The organism is Lysinibacillus sp. NPDC093216 (assembly GCF_050280325.1).
Lineage (GTDB): Bacteria > Bacillota > Bacilli > Bacillales_A > Planococcaceae > Lysinibacillus.
This window is the reverse complement of record NZ_JBNNVB010000017.1, coordinates 1-18,741: the sequence shown is the minus strand read 5'-3', so window position 1 is coordinate 18,741 and position 18,741 is coordinate 1. Positions and strand designations below refer to the sequence as shown.

Genomic DNA, 18,741 nt, shown 5'->3' with positions numbered 1-18,741 from the left:
TATTCGAGCAGAATAATGACAGGCTCGCAACAAAATATACACAATTGAGTTAAAATTCATAATAGCGTTTTGGCTTTAAATACGAACAAATTGAAAATGGATGTGTATATATGAGTTGATGTTTCGTGATTTACACGTTGCTAAAACGGTAGAATTATAAAATGTTCGTGTTTGTTTAAATGAAATCTCTTTTGCTAAATAAGTACTCGCTTGCACATTCCACTCCAGAAGGACGCTTTCCGTAGGTGTAGTCTAGGGATAGTTAGGTAGAGAGAGAGGAACAAAAAAAGCAGCCAACATTGACTGATTTCTAGCACTGATTCAGTTTTAAATGTGGTTTATATTAAAAATAATATTGGTTTACATAAAAACTAATCAAATTTCGGGCGGGGAATTATTCTAACCTACAACATAAACCAAGTAACTTTCGGTATAATGAATTGTGAATACGGATAGAAGGGGTGTTTTAAATGTTTACAATAGAAGAAGCGTGTTTAGTTGTCGTCGATGTCCAAGGGAAGTTAGCGACAATTGTTGACGAAAGTGAAGCGGTGATTGAAAATGTGGCCAAGCTGGTACAAGCTATGCAAGCTTTGGAGGTACCTATTTTATGGCTTGAACAAAATCCTAGCCGTTTAGGTGGGACAGCATTAGATATTGCTCAGCATATTCAAGGTCAACAACCTATAGCTAAAATGGCTTTTAGTGCATGCCAGGAGCAAGAGTTTGTCGATGCAATGAAGGAAAGTGGTCGTTCTCAATTTATTGTGACAGGTATCGAAACACATATTTGTGTCTACCAAACAGCTCGACAGCTAAAAGAACAAGGGTTTGAGGTTGAAGTTGTTGCAGATGCAGTGTCCTCTCGTACAAAGGCCAATAAAGAGCTAGGGCTTGAGAAGATGAAGGCACTTGGGATTTTACCAACAAGCATGGAAATGATTTTATACGAGTTACTACAACGTGCAGATCATCCACATTTTAAAACGGTGTTACGACTCGTTAAATAACAAAAAAACTCATCAGAACGATGAGTTTTTTGTTATTATGCAGGCATATCAGTCGGTGTTGGTTTTGCATAGCCTTCTTTATATGTGTTATCAATTGTTTGACGAATTTCTTTCAGGCTCATACCATCTTTATGCATTTTTGCAGACTGTACAGCAATTTCTAGGCAAACGAGACAACGAGTACCGTGATCATCCCAAACAATTGTGCCATCCTTACGTTTTTCCTCAATAAAGCAGTTTAAATTGCTTTTATGTCCGGCTGATTCGCCACATCCACAATAACATGGCATCCATTCTAAAATTTCTGTAGACTGACCAGCAATTTGATACACTAAACGAATATCTTCTGATTTATTATCTAAAAACGATGGTAAAACATCAGCAGAAGCAGTTTCCTCCTGAATATCTCCAGAAGCAGAAGCATGTCCATGTTCTTCATGTGAAGCTTCTTTTTGCGCTTCATTCTGATTTTTTTCAACAGCCTGATGATCTTCAACACAAGCACTTAACACTAATAACGACAAAGTAAAAATAGATAGTAGTTTTTTCAACAAAAGCGCCTCCTACATGTTTACAATACTTCCATTATAACATCGTTCGTTTTAGGATTTACAAGAAGCGCTAGCAAAAATTAATGAAATATATCTAATCCGCGTGTTTTGTTCATTAAAAGTTCCATTTTCTCACTCAGTAATTTTTTCATGAAGAAACCAAATAGAATGAAAATGAGCCAGAAGAAAGATAAAAAGGCAAGATCAATCCAGACCTTTGACCAAATAATACCACCAACTGCCTCTCGCATCATTCCAATCGCATAAGTGAACGGAAGAAATGGATTTATCATTTGGAAAAACTTGGGTAGCAATTCTACAGGATATGTGCCACCGGAACCGGCAATTTGCAACACTAACATAACAATGGCTAACGCTTTTCCAACATTTCCGAATACGGATACTAGCGTATAGACAACCGTAATGAACACTAAACTAATAAATAGCCCAAATGGAATAAAGAAGTAAGGAGCACTAATTGACCCATCTAAAATAACAATATCTCCTATTGTAATAATGAGCGTTTGAATAAATGAAAAAGTTGCAAATGTTAATAAACGTCCAAAGTATATTTGGCGAATACTATATTGATTATTGTCGTGAATATCTACAGATAAAAGAGAAATTAATAATAAACAACCAACCCAAATGGAAAGCACAGTGTAAAAAGGTGTCATAGCTGTTCCATAATTAGCAATTGGAAACATTCTATGTTCCTCAAGCTTAATAGGCTCCTCAAAGAAATCTCGCTCGGCGTTAACGTCGTTTTTCAATAATTGAACGATTTCAGAAATATCAGCTTCGCTTTCTAATTTTCTTAGTTTGTCTGCAAGATCTTTAATTTTTGTACTTAAAGCAGGAAAATCTGATTGTACTGTACCAATTGTCTTATTAGCTGTTGCTAACATATTTTTAGCATTTGTTAAACGATCTGTAGCCTGAGGCAGTACACTTTTTACTTTTGTTAGCATGGTTGATGCATTTGTTAACGTATTTTTTGCAGAAGTCAAGGTCGTATGAATTTGTGGTTCTAGATGATCGTTATAATTAGTAAGAAATTGATGAAGATTGTTAGAAGCATTTTGTGCAACATTTTGAACATCGGCAAGATCTTTGTTGATTGTTTCGACATCAATATTATTTAATTGCTGTACTTTATTTGAGGCGTCCGTTAATAAAGTATTCAGCTGATTTAATGCTGTTAAAGAGCTTAAAGAATAATCAGTAAAACTAGGATTTGCCTGTAAATCTCCACGGATAGCTTCAAGCTGTTCAATAATTTTATTATTTGTTAGCAAAGTCTTAACATCTTCAGAATTGTTTTGCTGTAGGGCCGTCAGGATGTTTTGCACCTTGTTTTCAAGCTGTTTACGAGTCGAAGCATCAGCTTGTGTTAATTTTTGAAGTGCTTCGAGTGTTTGGATGCTAGAGTTTACTTTATCACGGGATGCATCCAGTTGATTTTTAATCGTATCCTTTATTTGTGCAATGGTAGCTGAATCTACATTAGCATTTTGTATTTTCCCTATTATATCTGTAAATCGTTGGGCAATATTTTGTACAGTTTCTAGATCTTTTTTTATGATAGGGGACAACTGGTTGAACAATGTATCAGCTTCATTAATCAATTTTAAGCCTGAGTTGATAGTTGTTAGACCATCATTTGTTAATTTTTCAACCTCAGGAACTTGGGTAATCGTGTGGTTCAGTAAAGTCTCAGCTTCTTTTCCACCTTTAGCGGTTTTTGCTAAAAATGTTCCGATATCAGGAAGGTTATGTTCGATTGTAAAAATGTAATTTTCGAATTTCTTAAAATCTGGAATTTCCTTTTCCATCTCCACACCGACCGTATTAAAAATAGAAAAAAGTGTTCCGCTGACAGTTGAGATAAACTCACTAGAAACCTGTTGCGTCAGTCCGCTTGCACCTTTACTTGTAATTTTGGGTGCGATTGGATTTATTTTTTCATTTACATAATAATCGATATGCGCTTTAGTAGGCACATTTGATATTATAGAGGTCAGTTTTTGAGAAAAATCACTAGGGACAACAATAACCGCAAAATAGTTACCGTTTTTTAAATTATCAATGGCTTGTTCATGAGAGGTAAATTCCCAAGTAAAGTTTTGATTGGTACTTAAATTGTCTACTACCTCGTTACCGACATTAATATCTTCTCCTCTAACATTCGCTCCTGTGTCTTCGTTGACAATAGCAATTTTCATGTTGGCTGTATGAGCATAGGGATCCATAGAGGCATAAATATTGAGCCACGCATAAAGAGAAGGTAAAAAAATGAGTCCACCAATAATGACAGCAACTACCCAGTTTGTTAAGATATTATGGATATCACTTTTATAAATTTGAAAAATATTTCGGATAGTGTGTTTCATATTAACCACTCCATATTCGTATTGAGCATTATATATGTATGTTCCCAAATTTGGGCCAGATTATGTTTGAATTATGGAAAAACTTATTTCCGAAGACTTATTAGTTTACTAGGTTTTAAAAACACTTTATAATCAATCGCGAATACACTAAAACTAGGATTTTTTGGTGTAAAAAAGGAGGAACACATTCCCATGAAAAAACTACTAATTATTGGCTCGGTAATTGTTTTGTTATTTGCAGTAATTATTGTGCTAACAAAAGTCTCGAACAATAGCAAATTAGAAAACGCAGAGAAACTTTATGGCGACAAAGAACTAAAACAAGAAACAATTGATCAATTGGATGATAAAAATTACCAAAATATTATGTTGCCTGACGAGCTTGAAAAAAAAATAAAAGCTGGTGAAGATGTAAATGCTTATTTCTTCAGTCCAACATGTATGCACTGTAAAGCTTTTACACCTGAGTTAATGCCTATTGCCAAGGAGCTTGGTGTTGATATTGCCCAATTAAATGTTTATGAATACGGAGAATTAGGGGATAAATATAACATTGAATACACACCAACATTCATTCACTTTGAAGGTGGTAAAGAGGTTCAACGTTTTGTAGGTGCCTTATCAGAAGAAGATTTACGTACATTTTTAAATAAAGAAGTATTAAAAAAATAAGTAAAGCGGAGACTGGATCAAAAGTTATTTTTGAACAGTCTTTTTTTAATTTCTAGTTAAATCCTCCGGACGTAATTATGCCGAGGCATAATTGAATTTTGTAGTGTATACTAAATATACTGAAGAGTTGTACATTGGAGGAAGATTGAATGACAATGGATGATTATTTTTATAATGGTGAGCTAATGAAGTGTTATGAGGCGGCTAAACAAGTTACAGATGAAAATGAGAAAGTGTTAGCTGATAAATATATTAAATTATTAGAAGAGTACGATTTTGCTAGCTATCCAAAGTCTGCACTGGTTGTTGAAACTCAACATGCAGAACGAGCGGATGAAAGTTATCCTGAATCGGATACCGTAGTCGAAATTCGTGCGATAAAAGATGAAACAGAGTTTTCAAAGCGTATTAAAGAGCTTGAGGATGTAGCAACAACAGGTACTTCAAATGAGAAGGCACAATCATATTTTACACAAGGTGAACTGTTTTTGTTTGCACATCATTACAATGAGAGTGTCCATTGTTTTAGACAAGCAGTAAAAGAAAACCCTAACAAGGCGTTATATTGGGGCATCACAGGTCAAACTATGCATCGCTTTGGGTGGTTGCCATTTGATGCACTTGGCTACTTAGAGCAAGCTATTAACTTGGATCCAAAAAATGCGCGTTGGAAATGGAATAAAGCACTTGTTCTTATTCAATTAGCGAAGGATTTGCAGATGGCACCGTTTATGGCAAATGCTGCGATTACATTAGAAGAGGCAATAGCTGATTGTGGCGAACATCAGCGTTCCTTAAAAGATGCGATCCAAAATACGATAGATAATATGGATAGCTATGTATTTTCATAAAAATTATTAGATGTCTCAATAAGTTGAGGCATCTTTTTTATTTTAATTCAGCACATGTTTTTTGTAGTGATACTTTTTATCTCGAAAAAGCCTGATAAGTGAAGATTAATATTCAGTGTAGGATGAAGAACCCCTCCTACTGATTGAAGCTTCACTTTATTTTAATATTTAGTCCTAAATTTTTATTTTTATTTAGTTGAAAAGTTGGTTCTTAGTGTTAGTTTTATAGTATAATTATCCTAAATACATCGATAAAACAGTATATGGAAGGAGATTATTTAGAGATTAAGAAGGGGTGTTATGATGTGGAAATTTAATGAAGATTTTTCATTTGTGAAGCAGGGCATTCAATTTATCCTATTATCACTGGTGTTATTAATCGTAATTGATTTGGGTAGTGATAAATTTTATTGGATATTTGGAGAGAACAATTATGTAACGCTTCATTTAATGATGGAAATGCTTATTACTGTAGTGACAATGTCTATTTCGATTCAGGCATGGTTAATTACGCCTTATATTTTATCGAATAAAGTCCTCTATGCTGGGTCATTATTTTTAACGATTAGCTTATTAGAAATGGCTCACGCACTTTCCTATAAAGGAATGCCATTTTTTATTACTGAAAGTACGCCGTATGCATCAACATGGTTTTACATGTTTTGTCGATTACTATTATCGATTGGTTTTCTCATTATTTTTTTTATAAAGGAAAAGGAAATAAAATCGATTTATCGTTGGTTTATTTATAGCTTACCGTTTGTAATAATCACTGGTTGTTTTGTCGTTATCTATGCCCCAACGCCTATATTGCCACCACTTTTGATAGAAAGTGAAGGTCCCACTGTTTTAAAAAATACTTTGCAATATATAGCTGTAGCTTTCCATTTGGTGATTATGGCTCTATTACTTCTAAAGTTTAAAAAAGCACCTAAAATTATATTTTTATTATTATGTAGTTCGATTTATTTAATAATGAGTGATTTTCTTTATACCATGTATCAAGATGTTTCTGATATTAAAAACTTCATAGGACATATGTTTGAGTTAGGTGCATCTTATCTTTTATTTAGAGCTATTTATTTTTCATCTATTGAAAAACCTTTTCAGCAGTTAGTTGATACACAAGAGCATTTAGAAAAATCTCGTGAAAAGATGCATCATATGGCTTACCATAATGAGATTACGAATTTACCAAATGAACGTTTTTTAATGGAATCATTAAAGAGAGAGTTATACATATCTAAATCCCAAAAGGCAATTCTTGCTATCGGTATAGAAAGAATTGCTGCTATTAAAGCGTCTTTAGGTAGTACATATGCAGACCAAATGATAAGTCTAATCGCGCAAAGATTGAAAAATGTTTTACCAGAAAAGTATTTACTATGCTTACTAAGAGAAGATTATTTTGTCGTTTATATTGATCAGGTGAATGATACCCATCAATTGACGCAGCTAAGTCAAAAGCTCCAACTTGTCATGGAAGAATCATTTCAAGTACAACATTTTTCTCTCAATAGTCAATTAAATATTGGTATTGCTTTATTTCCAACTGATTCTTATAGGGAAGAGGAACTTATTAGATTTGCATTTTATGCCATGCACGAAGCACAGAAAACGCCAACACGCATTAGGTTCTATGAGTCTTCAATATCTAATGAAACGACAGAACGACTTTTATTAGAAACTGATTTACATGATGCATTAGCGAAGCAAGAGCTTTTTTTAGAATATCAACCACAACTAGATTTACATACGGGTCAAATTAAGTCAGTAGAGGCTTTAGTTAGATGGCAGCATCCAAAAAAGGGGTGGATTTCGCCGGGAGTCTTCATTCCAATTGCTGAGGAATCGGGATTAATTATACCTATAGGACAATGGGTACTAGAAACAGCATGTAAACAAGTAAAGAGTTGGGAAGCAGCTGGATTGCCACCGATTAAAGTGGCAGTCAATCTGTCATTAGGTCAACTTTTTCAGCAAAATTTAGTTGAAATAATTCACGATGTTCTTGAGAAAACGCAATTAGAGCCAAAATATTTACAGCTAGAGATAACAGAAAGTATGACCATCAATATTGATCATATGACGACGATTTTACACAAATTGAAGGCGCTTGGGATTACGATCGCTGTAGATGATTTTGGAACGGGCTATTCGTCATTATCTTATTTGAAGGATTTTCCTATAGATTGTTTAAAAATCGATCGGTCTTTCGTTCAGAAAATACAATCGGACTCTACAGATAAGGCACTAGTTGACATGATTCTCTCTATGGCAAAGCATCTACAGTTAAAGGTAGTTGCAGAAGGAATAGAAGAGATAGAACAGCTATCATATCTAATAGACAGCAAATGTGATACTGTACAGGGCTTCTTATTCAGCAAACCTGTACCTCCGCATATTTTACAGGAGAACTATCAATCGCTTCACAATGATGCAAAGTCTATTTTAGATTCAATTACTACATCTGAAGTATAAAGTGTTCATGCAACATCCTTGTTTCATCTTATAACAAGGATGTTTTTTTGTTTGCTATGTAAAACTATGAAAGCCTACATTGTAGACCTAAACGTCAACCGTTTCTTTCTATTCTACAATCATGGTATGATAGTGGGGAAATGATTTGTAGATATAAAGGACGGGTTTTTTGATGGCACAAGAAGTCGCAAATAAATTTATTGAAAATGTATGTAATCATTTAGTGCGCAATATGAATATTACGAAGATTGAGGAGCACTTTAAAGAAGTAATAGAGATGCAGCGTAAATCGGCACAGTCTCAAATTGATTTTTGGGATATGTTAATGATGAATATGCTGTATTTTACTGAAAATGAGCAAGTTTGGGAAAACGAATTTCTGAAGATGCTTGAAAAGAAAGAGTGGTTAAAGGCCACTGTACTTGAGGAAGAGCTATTGATGCATCAAATGCGTATTCGTCAGCAGGTCGCGGAACAAATGGATGCCGCTAAAGAATTGTTTCATAAACAATATGTGACAGACAATGTGACAGAGGAAGATATTGTTTACGATTATGCTTATAGCTCTGCTGGACATTCAATGCGCATAGATTTATTAACGGTACTTGCCTCAACTCCAGAGCAATCAAAAGTGCTATTTAACGCAGATCCACAAGAAACGATTCGTATAGTTAACGGCTATATTGCTTATCATACTGATGGTCTTATTAATAAGACAAAGTTAATATAGTTTGGCTCATTACAAAAGTTGAGATAATATTTGTTTTATGTCATGTATATAAGTCGATTGCAGTGCCTTAGAGCGAGTTGAGAGAGAAATGAAGGCTAAAAGCATACGTTCTATAATAACGCTTTCGTTTATAAAAACATCGTGTTCCAAGTGTCGTATCGTACGCACCAAAAACTATTTATGATAACGAAGCAATCCTGTTTTTGTCTAGATATTTTTTGCAGTATAATAAGGTGACACTAAGTTCACCTGAAAGGAATTTTTTAATGAATACACCATTTACATTTAAACATACACAACCAACGAATATGGATCCAAATAGAAAATATCCAGCGATTTTTTTATTGCATGGAATGGGAAGCAATGAAGATGATTTACCACAGTTAGTGCAGGACTTTAAAGAGCAATGTCATATCTTTAGTTTACGTGGACCTATTACGCAAAAGCCTGGCTATGCTTTTTTCACAATCCAAGACATCGGTAAACCAGACCGTGAAATTTTCGATAAAGTATTAGTGGCTCTACAACGATTTGTGCTAGAGGCAATTGATGAATATCAAGTTGATCCACATAAAGTGTACATGCTTGGATTTAGTCAAGGAGCAGTTTTGGCACAGTCACTTGCTTTTGCAATGGGTAATTTAATTACAGGAATAGTAGCTTTAAGTGGCTACACACCGAAATTCGTGACAGTGGAATATGCAATTCGCCCAATCGATCACTTACATGCATTTATTTCTCATGGTGATTATGATTATGTCATCCCGTCGCAATGGGGTACTGAAAGTAAAGAAATATTTGAGCAATTTGGAGCGACTGTGACATTTAAGCAGTATCCAGACGGTCATGGTGTTACACCAGAAAACCTACGTGACTTAACTGCATTTTTAGCACAGGAATTACAGGATAATATTCAATGAAATGAAAACCGAGACATGAAAGATGTCTCGGTTTTATTTTTATTCTTTAGTAGATCAATCAAGCTCTATTTTGATAAGCTTCGATCTTTGTCGGTCACTGCAGTAACTGCATCGTGAATCGTTGTTTCAAAATGATTACTTTGTAATGAGGATACACCTTGAATAGTTGTCCCTCCCGGTGAGCATACCTGATCTACAAGGGCCCAAGGATGTTCCTGAGATTGTATAATCATTTTTGCACTGCCGAGTACTGCATTTGCTGCAATATCAAGAGCCATGTTTTTTGGCATCCCTTCACGTACAGCAGCACGTGCCAAAGCGTCAATATACATATAGGTGAAGGCTGGTGAAGCACCACCAATAGTTGTAAATATGGAAAATAGGTGCTCAGGGACCTCGATTATTGTGCCAACTGTTTCGAACAGTGAAATGACATGCTGTAGCTGCACATCGGATACTTCTTCACTCGCTATATAGCAGCTTGTAGAGGCACCGATAAGCGCATTAATATTTGGCATTACACGAATAATAGGGGTAATTTCAGATAGATAACCTTGAAAATATGAAATGTTTTTACCTGCCGCGATAGAAACAATGACATGGTTGTCTTGTAAATGCTTTTTCACCTCTGGTAAAACATCTGGTAACATTTGGGGTTTGACACCGAGGATAATGACGTCACAATTCGACATAATATCTTCAATAGAGCTTGCGGCTTGAATACCGTAAGAGGTTGTTAATTTTGTTGTTTTTGCTTTGGTACGATTATAGCCATAAATAAAAGTAGGATCAAAATCTCCGCTTTTACACATTCCTTTAATAATGGCCGTTGTCATATTTCCAAGGCCGATAAATCCGTATTTCACGTGGTAGACACTCCTTTATATAGTTAAAACATACACCTTAGTATAGAGTAGTTTGTTTTACTTGAATAGTAATATGCAAAGAATCAAGCCAATTAGGTTCAAATTCACGTCAGTCGGTGGTATCATAGAAGATGTTGTGAATGAACGTGTATCTCTATTTTCGTTGGGTAGAATATAAAGAGTAAGAAAATGATGTACTTTATGTGAACATTGAGACAGACTCTATCTAAAAGAGGTAGAATAATAATTTGATATGACTAATGCAAAATTTGTCGCTTTCTAATGGTAAAGCGTGTAGAAATTAAGAGAGAAAAGGAATTAAGATGAATGGAACAAAATCTAAAAACGGAGCATAAACTACAATCTTCCAAGAAGTCCTTGGAGAAGTCCTCACGCTCTTCTATTTTAGCGCAGACAGTAAAAACAGGAATCATTAAATCCAATTTAATTCCTATGTGGGCTGGTTTAACGCTAGGTATGTACAAAAATAAAATGACTTTTGTAGAGAATATACCTGAAATTATTTTCGCAACGATTGGCTCAGCACTTGTTATTGGTGCTGCTGGAGCATTTAATAATGTGTATGACCGCGACATTGACGCAATAATGCCTCGTACGCAAAGTCGACCAACTGTAACTGGTGAAATGTCAGCTAAAACAGCGTTAACTTTAGCTTTTGCCATGCTCATCATTGGGGCAGCTGTGTTGGCCCTTGCTTCTCCATTAGCTGCGGGCTTTGGTCTTTTAGGGGTATTTTTATATGTAGTACCTTATACAATGTGGACAAAACGACATACGATTTATAATACGGAAATTGGGAGTGTAGGTGGGGCGATTCCAGCTTATATTGGTTGGGCCGCTGTTTCTTCTGATATTACACATCCTGCGATACTTGGTCTATTTTTAGTTATGGTTATTTGGCAGATGCCCCATTTCTATGCCATTGCCATTCGTAAGCATGCTGATTACGAAGCGGCCGGCGTTCCAATGCTTCCAGTTGTAAAAGGGATGCGTCGTACTTATTATCAAACGAACTTTTATTTAATCTTATTAATATTATCAAGTTTTTTATTTGGCACTTTAAGTGTTGGCATTATGCTTGTTGCATTATTGCTAAGCATTGCATGGCTTGTGATGAGTATTTACGGTTATCATAGTAATAAAGATCAAATAAAGTGGGCGACAAAAATGTTTGTCTTCTCACTTATCCATATGACAATTTTATTTACAACGGTTATTGTGTACTCTTTAGTAGGTGTTATTTTTAAATTGTATTAAAACTATTATCTCCATTCAGCACGAAAAGCCAACAGGTTATTCTATACTTGTTGGCTTTTCCTTTTCCACCGATATTATTTGATGACTTGGCCATTCTAATGCGTGTAACTGACCTCCAAAAACAGCTCCACCATCTATACCAATGATATTATTTTCGCCAAAATAGACACTGTAATCTGTTGGGTTTTGGTGAAGTCTATAGGTAGGTGTATGGCCAAAGATTACAGTTTTCTCGCCTTGATAACCTGCATGAAATTCTTCGCGAATCCATAAAAATTGCAAGGGATCTGTTTCTGCTAAAGCTACACCAGGAACAACACCGCCATGTACAAAAATGGCATCCTCTAATTCGATGTAAGTATCAAAGGTTTCGATAAGCTGTAAATGTTCTTCGAGCTTTGGTAAGGACTGAATAAAGCTAGGTAATGTCTCATCTTCAATGACTTCCTTAAAATCGTCTAACTGATAACCATAGCTTGCAAGTGTTGTCTCGCCACCGCAAAGTTCCACCCAATGATTCCACGGCTTAGGATGACCAGAGCGGCAGGCTTTTAGCATAATGGCTTCATGATTTCCTAATAGAACACGTGCACCTTTTGCCTGCAATTCTCCGACTAAGTTTAAAACGCCACAAGATGCAGGCCCACGATCAATATAATCACCAAGTAAAAATAACTGATCTTGCACAGTATCATAATTAGCTTTTAATAATAATTCTTCAAAAAGTTCTAATTCCCCATGTATATCACTAATTGCTAGTATTCGATCCATAAAAGAGCATCCTTTCCAGTATTAGAGAAGCTATTATTTAGTATAGAGAATAATTTTACAAATTTCGACTAATGTAACTTTTAACCAAAAGTTTGGTTGTAATGTTATTACTCCATACTATCGGTTTCTAGTTACACTTTATCATATGACGAAGTGATTTCATTTCTGTATTCATTCGTCTATAGTGTTGGAATAGAGGAAGAGTGAATTTGCTACAGCTATTTTAACGGAATTATGGAAAACACATCATTTATAGGGTTTAAATGAAATTTAAGACTCGTGGTGTAAATGAAAAGAGCAAGGAGAGGTGAAGTGGTACAACAAAAACAGGAGACCCAAATTACAATTAGTCCATTACTGGCGGTATCGTACAGCTTTTATAAAGGTTCTTTCTACTTGTGTATAACGTAGAAGTATTTGGATGCAATGCTTCTACGTTATGTGCAAGTACAGTACTTTAACTTCTTTCAGCGAATGTTTTTTGTAGCGAAAGCGAAGCGACAGCTACAATTATGTCGAGGCATAATTGATTATTCTTGAAAGTTTTCCCATGCTTGCTTAACTATTGACTCGTCGAATGTTGATAGTAGTCGATAGTTGTTTGTATCTAAAATTCGAAAATGCTGACTAATGACGTTTTGTTGTAGACGATAACCTTTGTACTCGCTAAGATTTTTCCACCATATGTATCCACCCATCGTCTTTTCCTTAGGATGTAATGTTCCGTTGTTAGCGATTAAGTCGACAACCTCAAGTGGATCCCCGCCAAGCTCATGCTGTAAAATTGTGCTTTCTCGACATAATGCACAAACTGCAACCGTTGTAGTCCAGCCAGTATAAATACGACCTTTTTCAATTTGAACAAGTGTTTTTTTAGAGAGTCCTAGTAAATCACTCATCTGATCCTGTGTTAAATCTTTTTCGGTACGGATTAATTTCAGTTTTTCCGAAATAAGTGTGATTAATTGTTCACGATTCATCCAAAACACCCTTTCTTTCAGATAATTAAATACCATTATACATGAAAGTAGTATGAGATGTTTGTTGTTTCGCGGGTAACTGTGGTTAATTAACGGGTAAAGTACTGAATATTGAAACGAAAAAACAGACTATCCCATCAATCTATTGATTGGACAGCCTGTTAGATATTTAAATCTCATATTTTTTTGTGTCAGAAATAACGCGGAAATGGATACCTTTAATTTGAGCACTTACTTTATGACGTAGTGTATCAATATCTACTAGTTCCTCATTTTCATTGACACATTCTGCAATCTCTTGTAATAGCTTCGTAAATGCCTCTTTGAAGAGTGAACGCATATTATCAAAATCTAGGCTACGGAAGTTTCCGTCAATATCAAATGCCTCCACAGAATTTAATTGCTTTGAAGCACCAGCAAAACGATCATCGTATACTGTGTAGTTTTCATCTGTTACGACGATAATATATAATACTTCACCTGTAATTGTTTTTAATTCAATGTTAGTTTTGTGTTTTTTGACGTCAGTAATGATATGAATACCGTCCGAATGATATAGTTTAAACAATTTCATATGTATTGCCCCCTGAAAATAGAATCATATCCATATATTTATTATATATGGATATGCCTAATAATGGAATGAGACAAAAGTATTTGGAAAAACTAGAATAGGCCCATTTAAATGATAGTAATGGAGTTAAAACTGTTATAAACTATTAAGAAAACCGTATTAGTCAGATTATGCTTCTAATACAGCAGGCAAAATGTTGCGAAGGGGACGAACTTCGATGTAATGAATACGATGGCCTTGCTGCTCATAGATACTAAATATATAAGGGGCCAACTCAATATTTTTAGTTGCTTTAATGCCGTTATTTACAGTTAAAAACCAACCGCCCAATGTTTCGACTTCTTCTGCTTCAAGTGTTACATTTAATAGTTTTTCAACATCTTCAATGAGAATTTTTGCGTTTAAAATATAGTGATTGTCACTTACTTTTCGGATTTCTGCAATTTCATCATCATCGAACTCATCTCGAATCTCACCTACTATTTCTTCTAAAATATCCTCGACTGTTACAAGCCCTGATGTCCCGCCGTATTCATCCATTAAAATAGCCATATGAATTCGCTCTTTTTGCATACGCACAAGTAATGCTTGAATAGGCATCGTTTCAATTACTCGTATAACAGGATTAATGAAATCTTCAAGGATTAATGAATCGTCTGTAAGTTGTTCAAGCAAACTGTGTGTAAACAATTCCTTAACGTTGATAAAGCCTAAAATATTATCACGATCACCATCATAAACAGGATAGCGAGTATATTTTTCATCGGCGATAAATTGAATCATATTTGTAAAAGATTCATTTTTTTCAATTCCAACAATCTCTGTTCGAGGAACCATAATTTCACGAGCAATACGTTCATCAAATTCAAAGACATTATTCACAAACTTTAGCTCTGTTTTATTAATTTCACCACTTTCAAAGCTTTCAGATAGCAGTAATCGTAATTCTTCCTCTGTATGTGATAACTCATGCTCTGAAGCAGGCTTCATACCAAATAGGCCAATTAATACTCGAGCTGAGCCGTTCAGGAACCAGATAAATGGATACATCACTTTATAGAACAACATAATAGGTTTGGCAAAATGGAGTGTAATCGTTTCAGCCTTTTGGATCGCAGCAGTTTTTGGTGCCAACTCCCCGGCAACAACATGTAAAAATGTTGCAATGGCAAAAGCACTACCAATTGTAAAGATCGTCATATATTTATCTGAAATGCCAATCAAGTTAAAAAGAGGGTGTAGCATAAATTCAAAGGTTTTTTCACCGACCATCCCGATACCAAGCGCTGTTACAGTAATACCAAGCTGACAGGCAGATAAGTACTCGTCTAAATGATCGACAACATACTTTGCAGAAATGGCTTTCTTGTTGCCCTCTGCAATTAATTGGTCAAGTCTTGAGGAACGTACTTTTACAATAGCAAATTCCGTTGCTACGAAAAAGCCAGTTAAAGCTAATAAAATGGTGAAAATCGATAAGTTGAGTATGGTCTCCAAATAGTCGTTCTGTATGAACAGAACGTCACCTCCTAATTATGAATAAGTAAAAATAAAGATTGCATGAGCGCAATACTTTCGGGTGAAACATTTTTTTTAATCTTTTCGATATATTTATTGTCTTGTTTGTTTATTTGTTCAAGTAGAGAAGTTACATCCTGCATTTTTACACGTAGTAATTGCACATCGATTTCTTCATGCGAAGTGTTTAGTTCATGTTGTATTTCTATGAGTGAAAGACCTTGTTGTTTGCGTTGTTCAATAATATGAAGTCGTTCAATCATTGTAGGGGCATAGTAGCGATAATTGGATGCAGAACGTTCGGCTTCTAATAAGCCAATGTTTGTATAATAATCGATTGTCCTTTTGGTAATGCCTGTTTTTTCTGCAAGCTCGCCAATTTTTAATCTCTCTGTCCCAATGCAAACACCTCCAAACCATCACGTGATACTTTGATTATAACTTGCTAGTTTAGTCAGTTTCAATTAGAAGAGCCCGATATTTCAAAATTGTAAGATTTCTTTCAGGGAGGGGCTTATTTATGGATGAACATAAAAATAGCTTTCTTAACAACTAAATGTTAGAAAAGCTGTATATCCTTGAAAAAATAAATTAGTCAATAAAATGTCATGTTAAACAGTCACAGATGAGACCCTGAAGCAAGTAGGGAACGAAGGCTAAAACCATCACGTCCTGTGATAACGCCTTCCTGGCCAACATCCAGCCGCTGCCGCTACATTAGCACTACGCTTTCGCACAAAAAACATCTGTTGCCCCAAGCGGCTCATCTGACGCCCCTAGGAAGCTTTGCTCTGTGCGAAAGCGAAGCGTCAGCATTAAGGATGCTTTCTCAAAGATTGTTGTTTCTTCACTTAATAGTGCAGGTTAGGTGAAGAAAAGTTGGAACATCACACCATTCCGTTCGTCTTACTATAAAGCTGATTGGATTATTAAGATTAAAAGGAGTTCCACAGACTAAATAATAGCAACGATCTTTTAGAAAAGCCTTAAAACAATCTCATATATTGAAATTTGCTACCGATAATTTATATAATGTCAATCGTTACAGTGTATAAGGAGGTTATTATGAAGAAGATATTCAAGCATATCACTATATTGCTCGCGGCAGTACTTGTTTTTTTCCTTTGCCTACACTTACTTATCGTATCTCAAGGCAAAGATACTGCGAAAGAAAATGCAGATTACCTCATTATTTTAGGTACTCGTTTATCGGGGGATCAACCGTCTAGTCTGCTGTTCGAGCGCATCTCAACCGCAGCTGCATACTTAAAAGAAAATCAAAATACAATTGCAATAGCTTCTGGTGGCCAAGGGCAGGACGAAATTGTGTCTGAAGCTTCTGTAATTAAAGAATCATTAATTCAATTAGGTATTAATGAACAACGAATCATCACCGAATCCAAATCTACTCGAACTCTTGAAAACTTTCAGTATTCAATGGATTACATAGACAAAGATTCCACAGTTGTAGTTGTAACAAACCGATTCCATCTATATCGAGCCGAGTCCATTGCTGAAGATTTAGGACTTAACGTAACTGGCTTACCGGCTGCAACACCATCTGAATTTCGTATTAAGTACTACTCCAGAGAATATTTAGCTATCGTGAAGTATTATTTAGAAAAAATACATATCCTCACCTAGCATCACAGAATAACAGCCTAGAAGAAGTTGCCAGACAATAACACTAACAATTAAACAAAAACAGGCGGTTCAGCCGATATAGTCATTTATATAGCCCAATCGTAAACGTTTGAACTATTGCTATACGGAAGAACTGTCTTAGGGAACGGTTCTAACTTGATCTTAAAGGAATGAGGTATCCGTGGGGGTGTATTATTCCTTACGTACCTCACAGCCATTAGTTGAGAAGAGAACACTATTACCGAGCAACCCGCGTAGCTATTATTGACGTATCAGAATTCGCATAGACAAACTCTTTAACGGGCTTGAATTCGCTTATGGTATCCCTGGTTCAGTTGGCGGTACCATTTTTATGAACGCAAGGGCTTACGGTGGGAAAGTAAAAGATATTAATCTTGCCTACTGTTTGCTAATAAATAGTCTTATCGTATGAATTAATAAACTTAAACAAACAGGGAGCTTTAGTTAAATTTCCGATTATATCAGAAAAAAAGGCAGAATTTATTCTACACGTTTTGTAGATAAAATCTGCCTTTTTTTACAGTAACAATCTTTGAGAAAACAACCTTGTTTAAAAGCTACGGAGTTTATTTTTGTAAATATGTATCATATAGGTGATGAAGTGCATCCTCACCAGTCATTTCTAGAATCGTTTCGTCATTAAAAATAAGTGTTACATTTGTGAGGGCGCTATCAATTTTATTGTTGTTAATAGTGCATGTAACCTTTACTACGCCTGTTTCTGCTAGTTGTTTTTTCATCGTATCATCCCACGGTTGCTCAGAAAATAGTGGTGCTTGCCATGTGCCTCTCACATGAAGCTCACTTTTTTCGGCGTCATAATCCCAGCGTACGTCACGTAAAATAGTTTTAAATAGGTCATTAACCGTAAAAGATGTATCTTTGTAGTTAATGGCAATTGCTCGTACAGCATGTACATCACGACTAACTGCACTGGCTGCAGTTTCTGCTGCTGAGTTTATGTCTGAAACCGCGTCTTTAATTTCTGATAATCGATTACCACAGCCAGTTAGCAACGCGCAAAGACATGTTATACAAGCTACCTTTGTCATCCATCTCACAAGTAGTCCCTCCAGTATTGCAAGTTGATACTACTATAGTAACGAAAAGAAAACTATGAAAAAAGGGCATGAAGGCGGCAGATTGTGACGGTTTTGCAACGATGCGACCTCCACTTGAATGTCGAGAAATTGGAGTTTTAAAAATCTGAAAATTTAGTAAATTTTCTGAAGAAAGGGAGCGGTTTGTGATGAAGATTAATGATGAATTACTTGAGCGATTAGGAACTTATTTCGTGTACCATGCTGTTTACGAAAATTATGGCATTACCTTTGAGAATTTTGTGGAGCGTTGGTTACGAGGGATACTTGATGTATAAAAGAAGAAGAGGCTGGGACATAACTAGCTTCAATTAGTGAGAAATCCGAATTTGAATGAATTCAAATTCGGATTTCTCTATTTTTTATGTTGTCTCCATATAG

General features: G+C 35.5%; 18 protein-coding genes. 9 read left to right on the top strand and 9 right to left on the bottom strand.

Annotated elements, in window-relative coordinates; genetic code table 11:
* Positions 1–470: 470 nt before the first annotated feature.
* Positions 471–1,010, top strand: a complete 540-nt coding sequence (locus ACQKOG_RS17470; RefSeq protein ID WP_402869590.1) for a hydrolase — start codon at positions 471–473, stop codon at positions 1,008–1,010.
* Between the two features lie 35 nt (positions 1,011–1,045).
* Here the strand turns inward: ACQKOG_RS17470 and ACQKOG_RS17465 are convergent, their stop codons facing one another.
* Both ACQKOG_RS17465 and ACQKOG_RS17460 read right to left on the bottom strand, forming a co-directional pair.
* On the bottom strand, positions 1,046–1,561 hold the full coding sequence (locus ACQKOG_RS17465; protein ID WP_427447633.1) for a PCYCGC motif-containing (lipo)protein: 516 nt from the start codon (positions 1,559–1,561) through the stop codon (positions 1,046–1,048).
* A gap of 80 nt (positions 1,562–1,641) precedes the next feature.
* Positions 1,642–3,954 carry a YhgE/Pip family protein gene (locus ACQKOG_RS17460; protein WP_427447631.1) on the bottom strand — a complete coding sequence of 771 codons (2,313 nt, stop codon included), beginning with the start codon at positions 3,952–3,954 and terminating at the stop codon, positions 1,642–1,644.
* 192 nt (positions 3,955–4,146) lie between these two features.
* On the opposite strand from ACQKOG_RS17460, the gene ACQKOG_RS17455 reads away from it, so the two are divergent.
* From ACQKOG_RS17455 to ACQKOG_RS17435, 5 genes are all read left to right on the top strand, one after another.
* The gene (locus ACQKOG_RS17455; RefSeq protein WP_370081563.1) at positions 4,147–4,626 is read left to right on the top strand and encodes a thioredoxin family protein; all 480 of its coding nucleotides are present in this window, start codon (positions 4,147–4,149) and stop codon (positions 4,624–4,626) included.
* Positions 4,627–4,775: 149 nt separating this feature from the next.
* Positions 4,776–5,477, top strand: a complete 702-nt coding sequence (locus ACQKOG_RS17450) for a tetratricopeptide repeat protein (protein ID WP_370081565.1) — start codon at positions 4,776–4,778, stop codon at positions 5,475–5,477.
* 300 nt (positions 5,478–5,777) lie between these two features.
* Positions 5,778–7,958 (top strand): bifunctional diguanylate cyclase/phosphodiesterase, encoded by a 2,181-nt coding sequence (locus ACQKOG_RS17445; protein WP_370081567.1) that lies wholly within the window; start codon positions 5,778–5,780, stop codon positions 7,956–7,958.
* 172 nt (positions 7,959–8,130) lie between these two features.
* Complete coding sequence (locus ACQKOG_RS17440; protein WP_370081569.1) at positions 8,131–8,688, top strand: hypothetical protein; 558 nt, start codon at positions 8,131–8,133, stop codon at positions 8,686–8,688.
* A 266-nt stretch (positions 8,689–8,954) separates the two neighbouring features.
* Positions 8,955–9,608, top strand: coding sequence for an alpha/beta hydrolase (locus tag ACQKOG_RS17435; RefSeq protein WP_370081571.1), 654 nt, complete (start codon positions 8,955–8,957; stop codon positions 9,606–9,608).
* Positions 9,609–9,673: 65 nt separating this feature from the next.
* Here the strand turns inward: ACQKOG_RS17435 and proC are convergent, their stop codons facing one another.
* Complete coding sequence (proC, locus tag ACQKOG_RS17430) at positions 9,674–10,474, bottom strand: pyrroline-5-carboxylate reductase (RefSeq protein ID WP_370081573.1); 801 nt, start codon at positions 10,472–10,474, stop codon at positions 9,674–9,676.
* A gap of 327 nt (positions 10,475–10,801) precedes the next feature.
* Between proC and cyoE the strand changes: the two genes are divergently transcribed.
* The gene (cyoE, locus tag ACQKOG_RS17425; RefSeq protein WP_402869599.1) at positions 10,802–11,752 is read left to right on the top strand and encodes a heme o synthase; all 951 of its coding nucleotides are present in this window, start codon (positions 10,802–10,804) and stop codon (positions 11,750–11,752) included.
* 36 nt (positions 11,753–11,788) lie between these two features.
* Here cyoE and ACQKOG_RS17420 read toward each other — a convergent pair whose 3' ends face one another.
* The 5 genes from ACQKOG_RS17420 to ACQKOG_RS17400 form a co-directional block, all read right to left on the bottom strand.
* Entirely contained in the window at positions 11,789–12,523 is a 735-nt protein-coding gene (locus ACQKOG_RS17420) for a metallophosphoesterase (RefSeq protein WP_427447627.1), read from the bottom strand.
* Between the two features lie 530 nt (positions 12,524–13,053).
* Positions 13,054–13,503 (bottom strand): helix-turn-helix transcriptional regulator, encoded by a 450-nt coding sequence (locus tag ACQKOG_RS17415; protein ID WP_370081579.1) that lies wholly within the window; start codon positions 13,501–13,503, stop codon positions 13,054–13,056.
* A gap of 169 nt (positions 13,504–13,672) precedes the next feature.
* On the bottom strand, positions 13,673–14,077 hold the full coding sequence (locus tag ACQKOG_RS17410; RefSeq protein WP_370081581.1) for a hypothetical protein: 405 nt from the start codon (positions 14,075–14,077) through the stop codon (positions 13,673–13,675).
* Positions 14,078–14,245: 168 nt separating this feature from the next.
* Positions 14,246–15,574, bottom strand: a complete 1,329-nt coding sequence (locus ACQKOG_RS17405) for a hemolysin family protein (protein ID WP_370081583.1) — start codon at positions 15,572–15,574, stop codon at positions 14,246–14,248.
* Between the two features lie 32 nt (positions 15,575–15,606).
* On the bottom strand, positions 15,607–15,975 hold the full coding sequence (locus ACQKOG_RS17400; RefSeq protein ID WP_427447724.1) for a MerR family transcriptional regulator: 369 nt from the start codon (positions 15,973–15,975) through the stop codon (positions 15,607–15,609).
* A 685-nt stretch (positions 15,976–16,660) separates the two neighbouring features.
* Here ACQKOG_RS17400 and ACQKOG_RS17395 point away from each other — a divergent pair.
* Positions 16,661–17,239 (top strand): YdcF family protein, encoded by a 579-nt coding sequence (locus ACQKOG_RS17395; RefSeq protein WP_370081585.1) that lies wholly within the window; start codon positions 16,661–16,663, stop codon positions 17,237–17,239.
* A 587-nt stretch (positions 17,240–17,826) separates the two neighbouring features.
* Here the strand turns inward: ACQKOG_RS17395 and ACQKOG_RS17390 are convergent.
* On the bottom strand, positions 17,827–18,312 hold the full coding sequence (locus tag ACQKOG_RS17390; RefSeq protein WP_370081626.1) for a hypothetical protein: 486 nt from the start codon (positions 18,310–18,312) through the stop codon (positions 17,827–17,829).
* 197 nt (positions 18,313–18,509) lie between these two features.
* Between ACQKOG_RS17390 and ACQKOG_RS17385 the strand changes: the two genes are divergently transcribed.
* Positions 18,510–18,638 carry a hypothetical protein gene (locus ACQKOG_RS17385; protein WP_256469430.1) on the top strand — a complete coding sequence of 43 codons (129 nt, stop codon included), beginning with the start codon at positions 18,510–18,512 and terminating at the stop codon, positions 18,636–18,638.
* Positions 18,639–18,741 lie beyond the last annotated feature (103 nt).

Coding starts and splice junctions, on each gene's coding strand:
- ACQKOG_RS17470 (WP_402869590.1), top strand. CDS start 471: ATGTTTACAATAGAAGAAGCGTGTTTAGTTGTCGTCGATGTCCAAGGG.
- ACQKOG_RS17460 (WP_427447631.1), bottom strand. CDS start 3,954: ATGAAACACACTATCCGAAATATTTTTCAAATTTATAAAAGTGATATC.
- ACQKOG_RS17455 (WP_370081563.1), top strand. CDS start 4,147: ATGAAAAAACTACTAATTATTGGCTCGGTAATTGTTTTGTTATTTGCA.
- ACQKOG_RS17450 (WP_370081565.1), top strand. CDS start 4,776: ATGACAATGGATGATTATTTTTATAATGGTGAGCTAATGAAGTGTTAT.
- ACQKOG_RS17445 (WP_370081567.1), top strand. CDS start 5,778: ATGATGTGGAAATTTAATGAAGATTTTTCATTTGTGAAGCAGGGCATT.
- ACQKOG_RS17440 (WP_370081569.1), top strand. CDS start 8,131: ATGGCACAAGAAGTCGCAAATAAATTTATTGAAAATGTATGTAATCAT.
- ACQKOG_RS17435 (WP_370081571.1), top strand. CDS start 8,955: ATGAATACACCATTTACATTTAAACATACACAACCAACGAATATGGAT.
- cyoE (WP_402869599.1), top strand. CDS start 10,802: ATGGAACAAAATCTAAAAACGGAGCATAAACTACAATCTTCCAAGAAG.
- ACQKOG_RS17420 (WP_427447627.1), bottom strand. CDS start 12,523: ATGGATCGAATACTAGCAATTAGTGATATACATGGGGAATTAGAACTT.
- ACQKOG_RS17415 (WP_370081579.1), bottom strand. CDS start 13,503: ATGAATCGTGAACAATTAATCACACTTATTTCGGAAAAACTGAAATTA.
- ACQKOG_RS17410 (WP_370081581.1), bottom strand. CDS start 14,077: ATGAAATTGTTTAAACTATATCATTCGGACGGTATTCATATCATTACT.
- ACQKOG_RS17395 (WP_370081585.1), top strand. CDS start 16,661: ATGAAGAAGATATTCAAGCATATCACTATATTGCTCGCGGCAGTACTT.
- ACQKOG_RS17390 (WP_370081626.1), bottom strand. CDS start 18,312: ATGACAAAGGTAGCTTGTATAACATGTCTTTGCGCGTTGCTAACTGGC.
- ACQKOG_RS17385 (WP_256469430.1), top strand. CDS start 18,510: ATGAAGATTAATGATGAATTACTTGAGCGATTAGGAACTTATTTCGTG.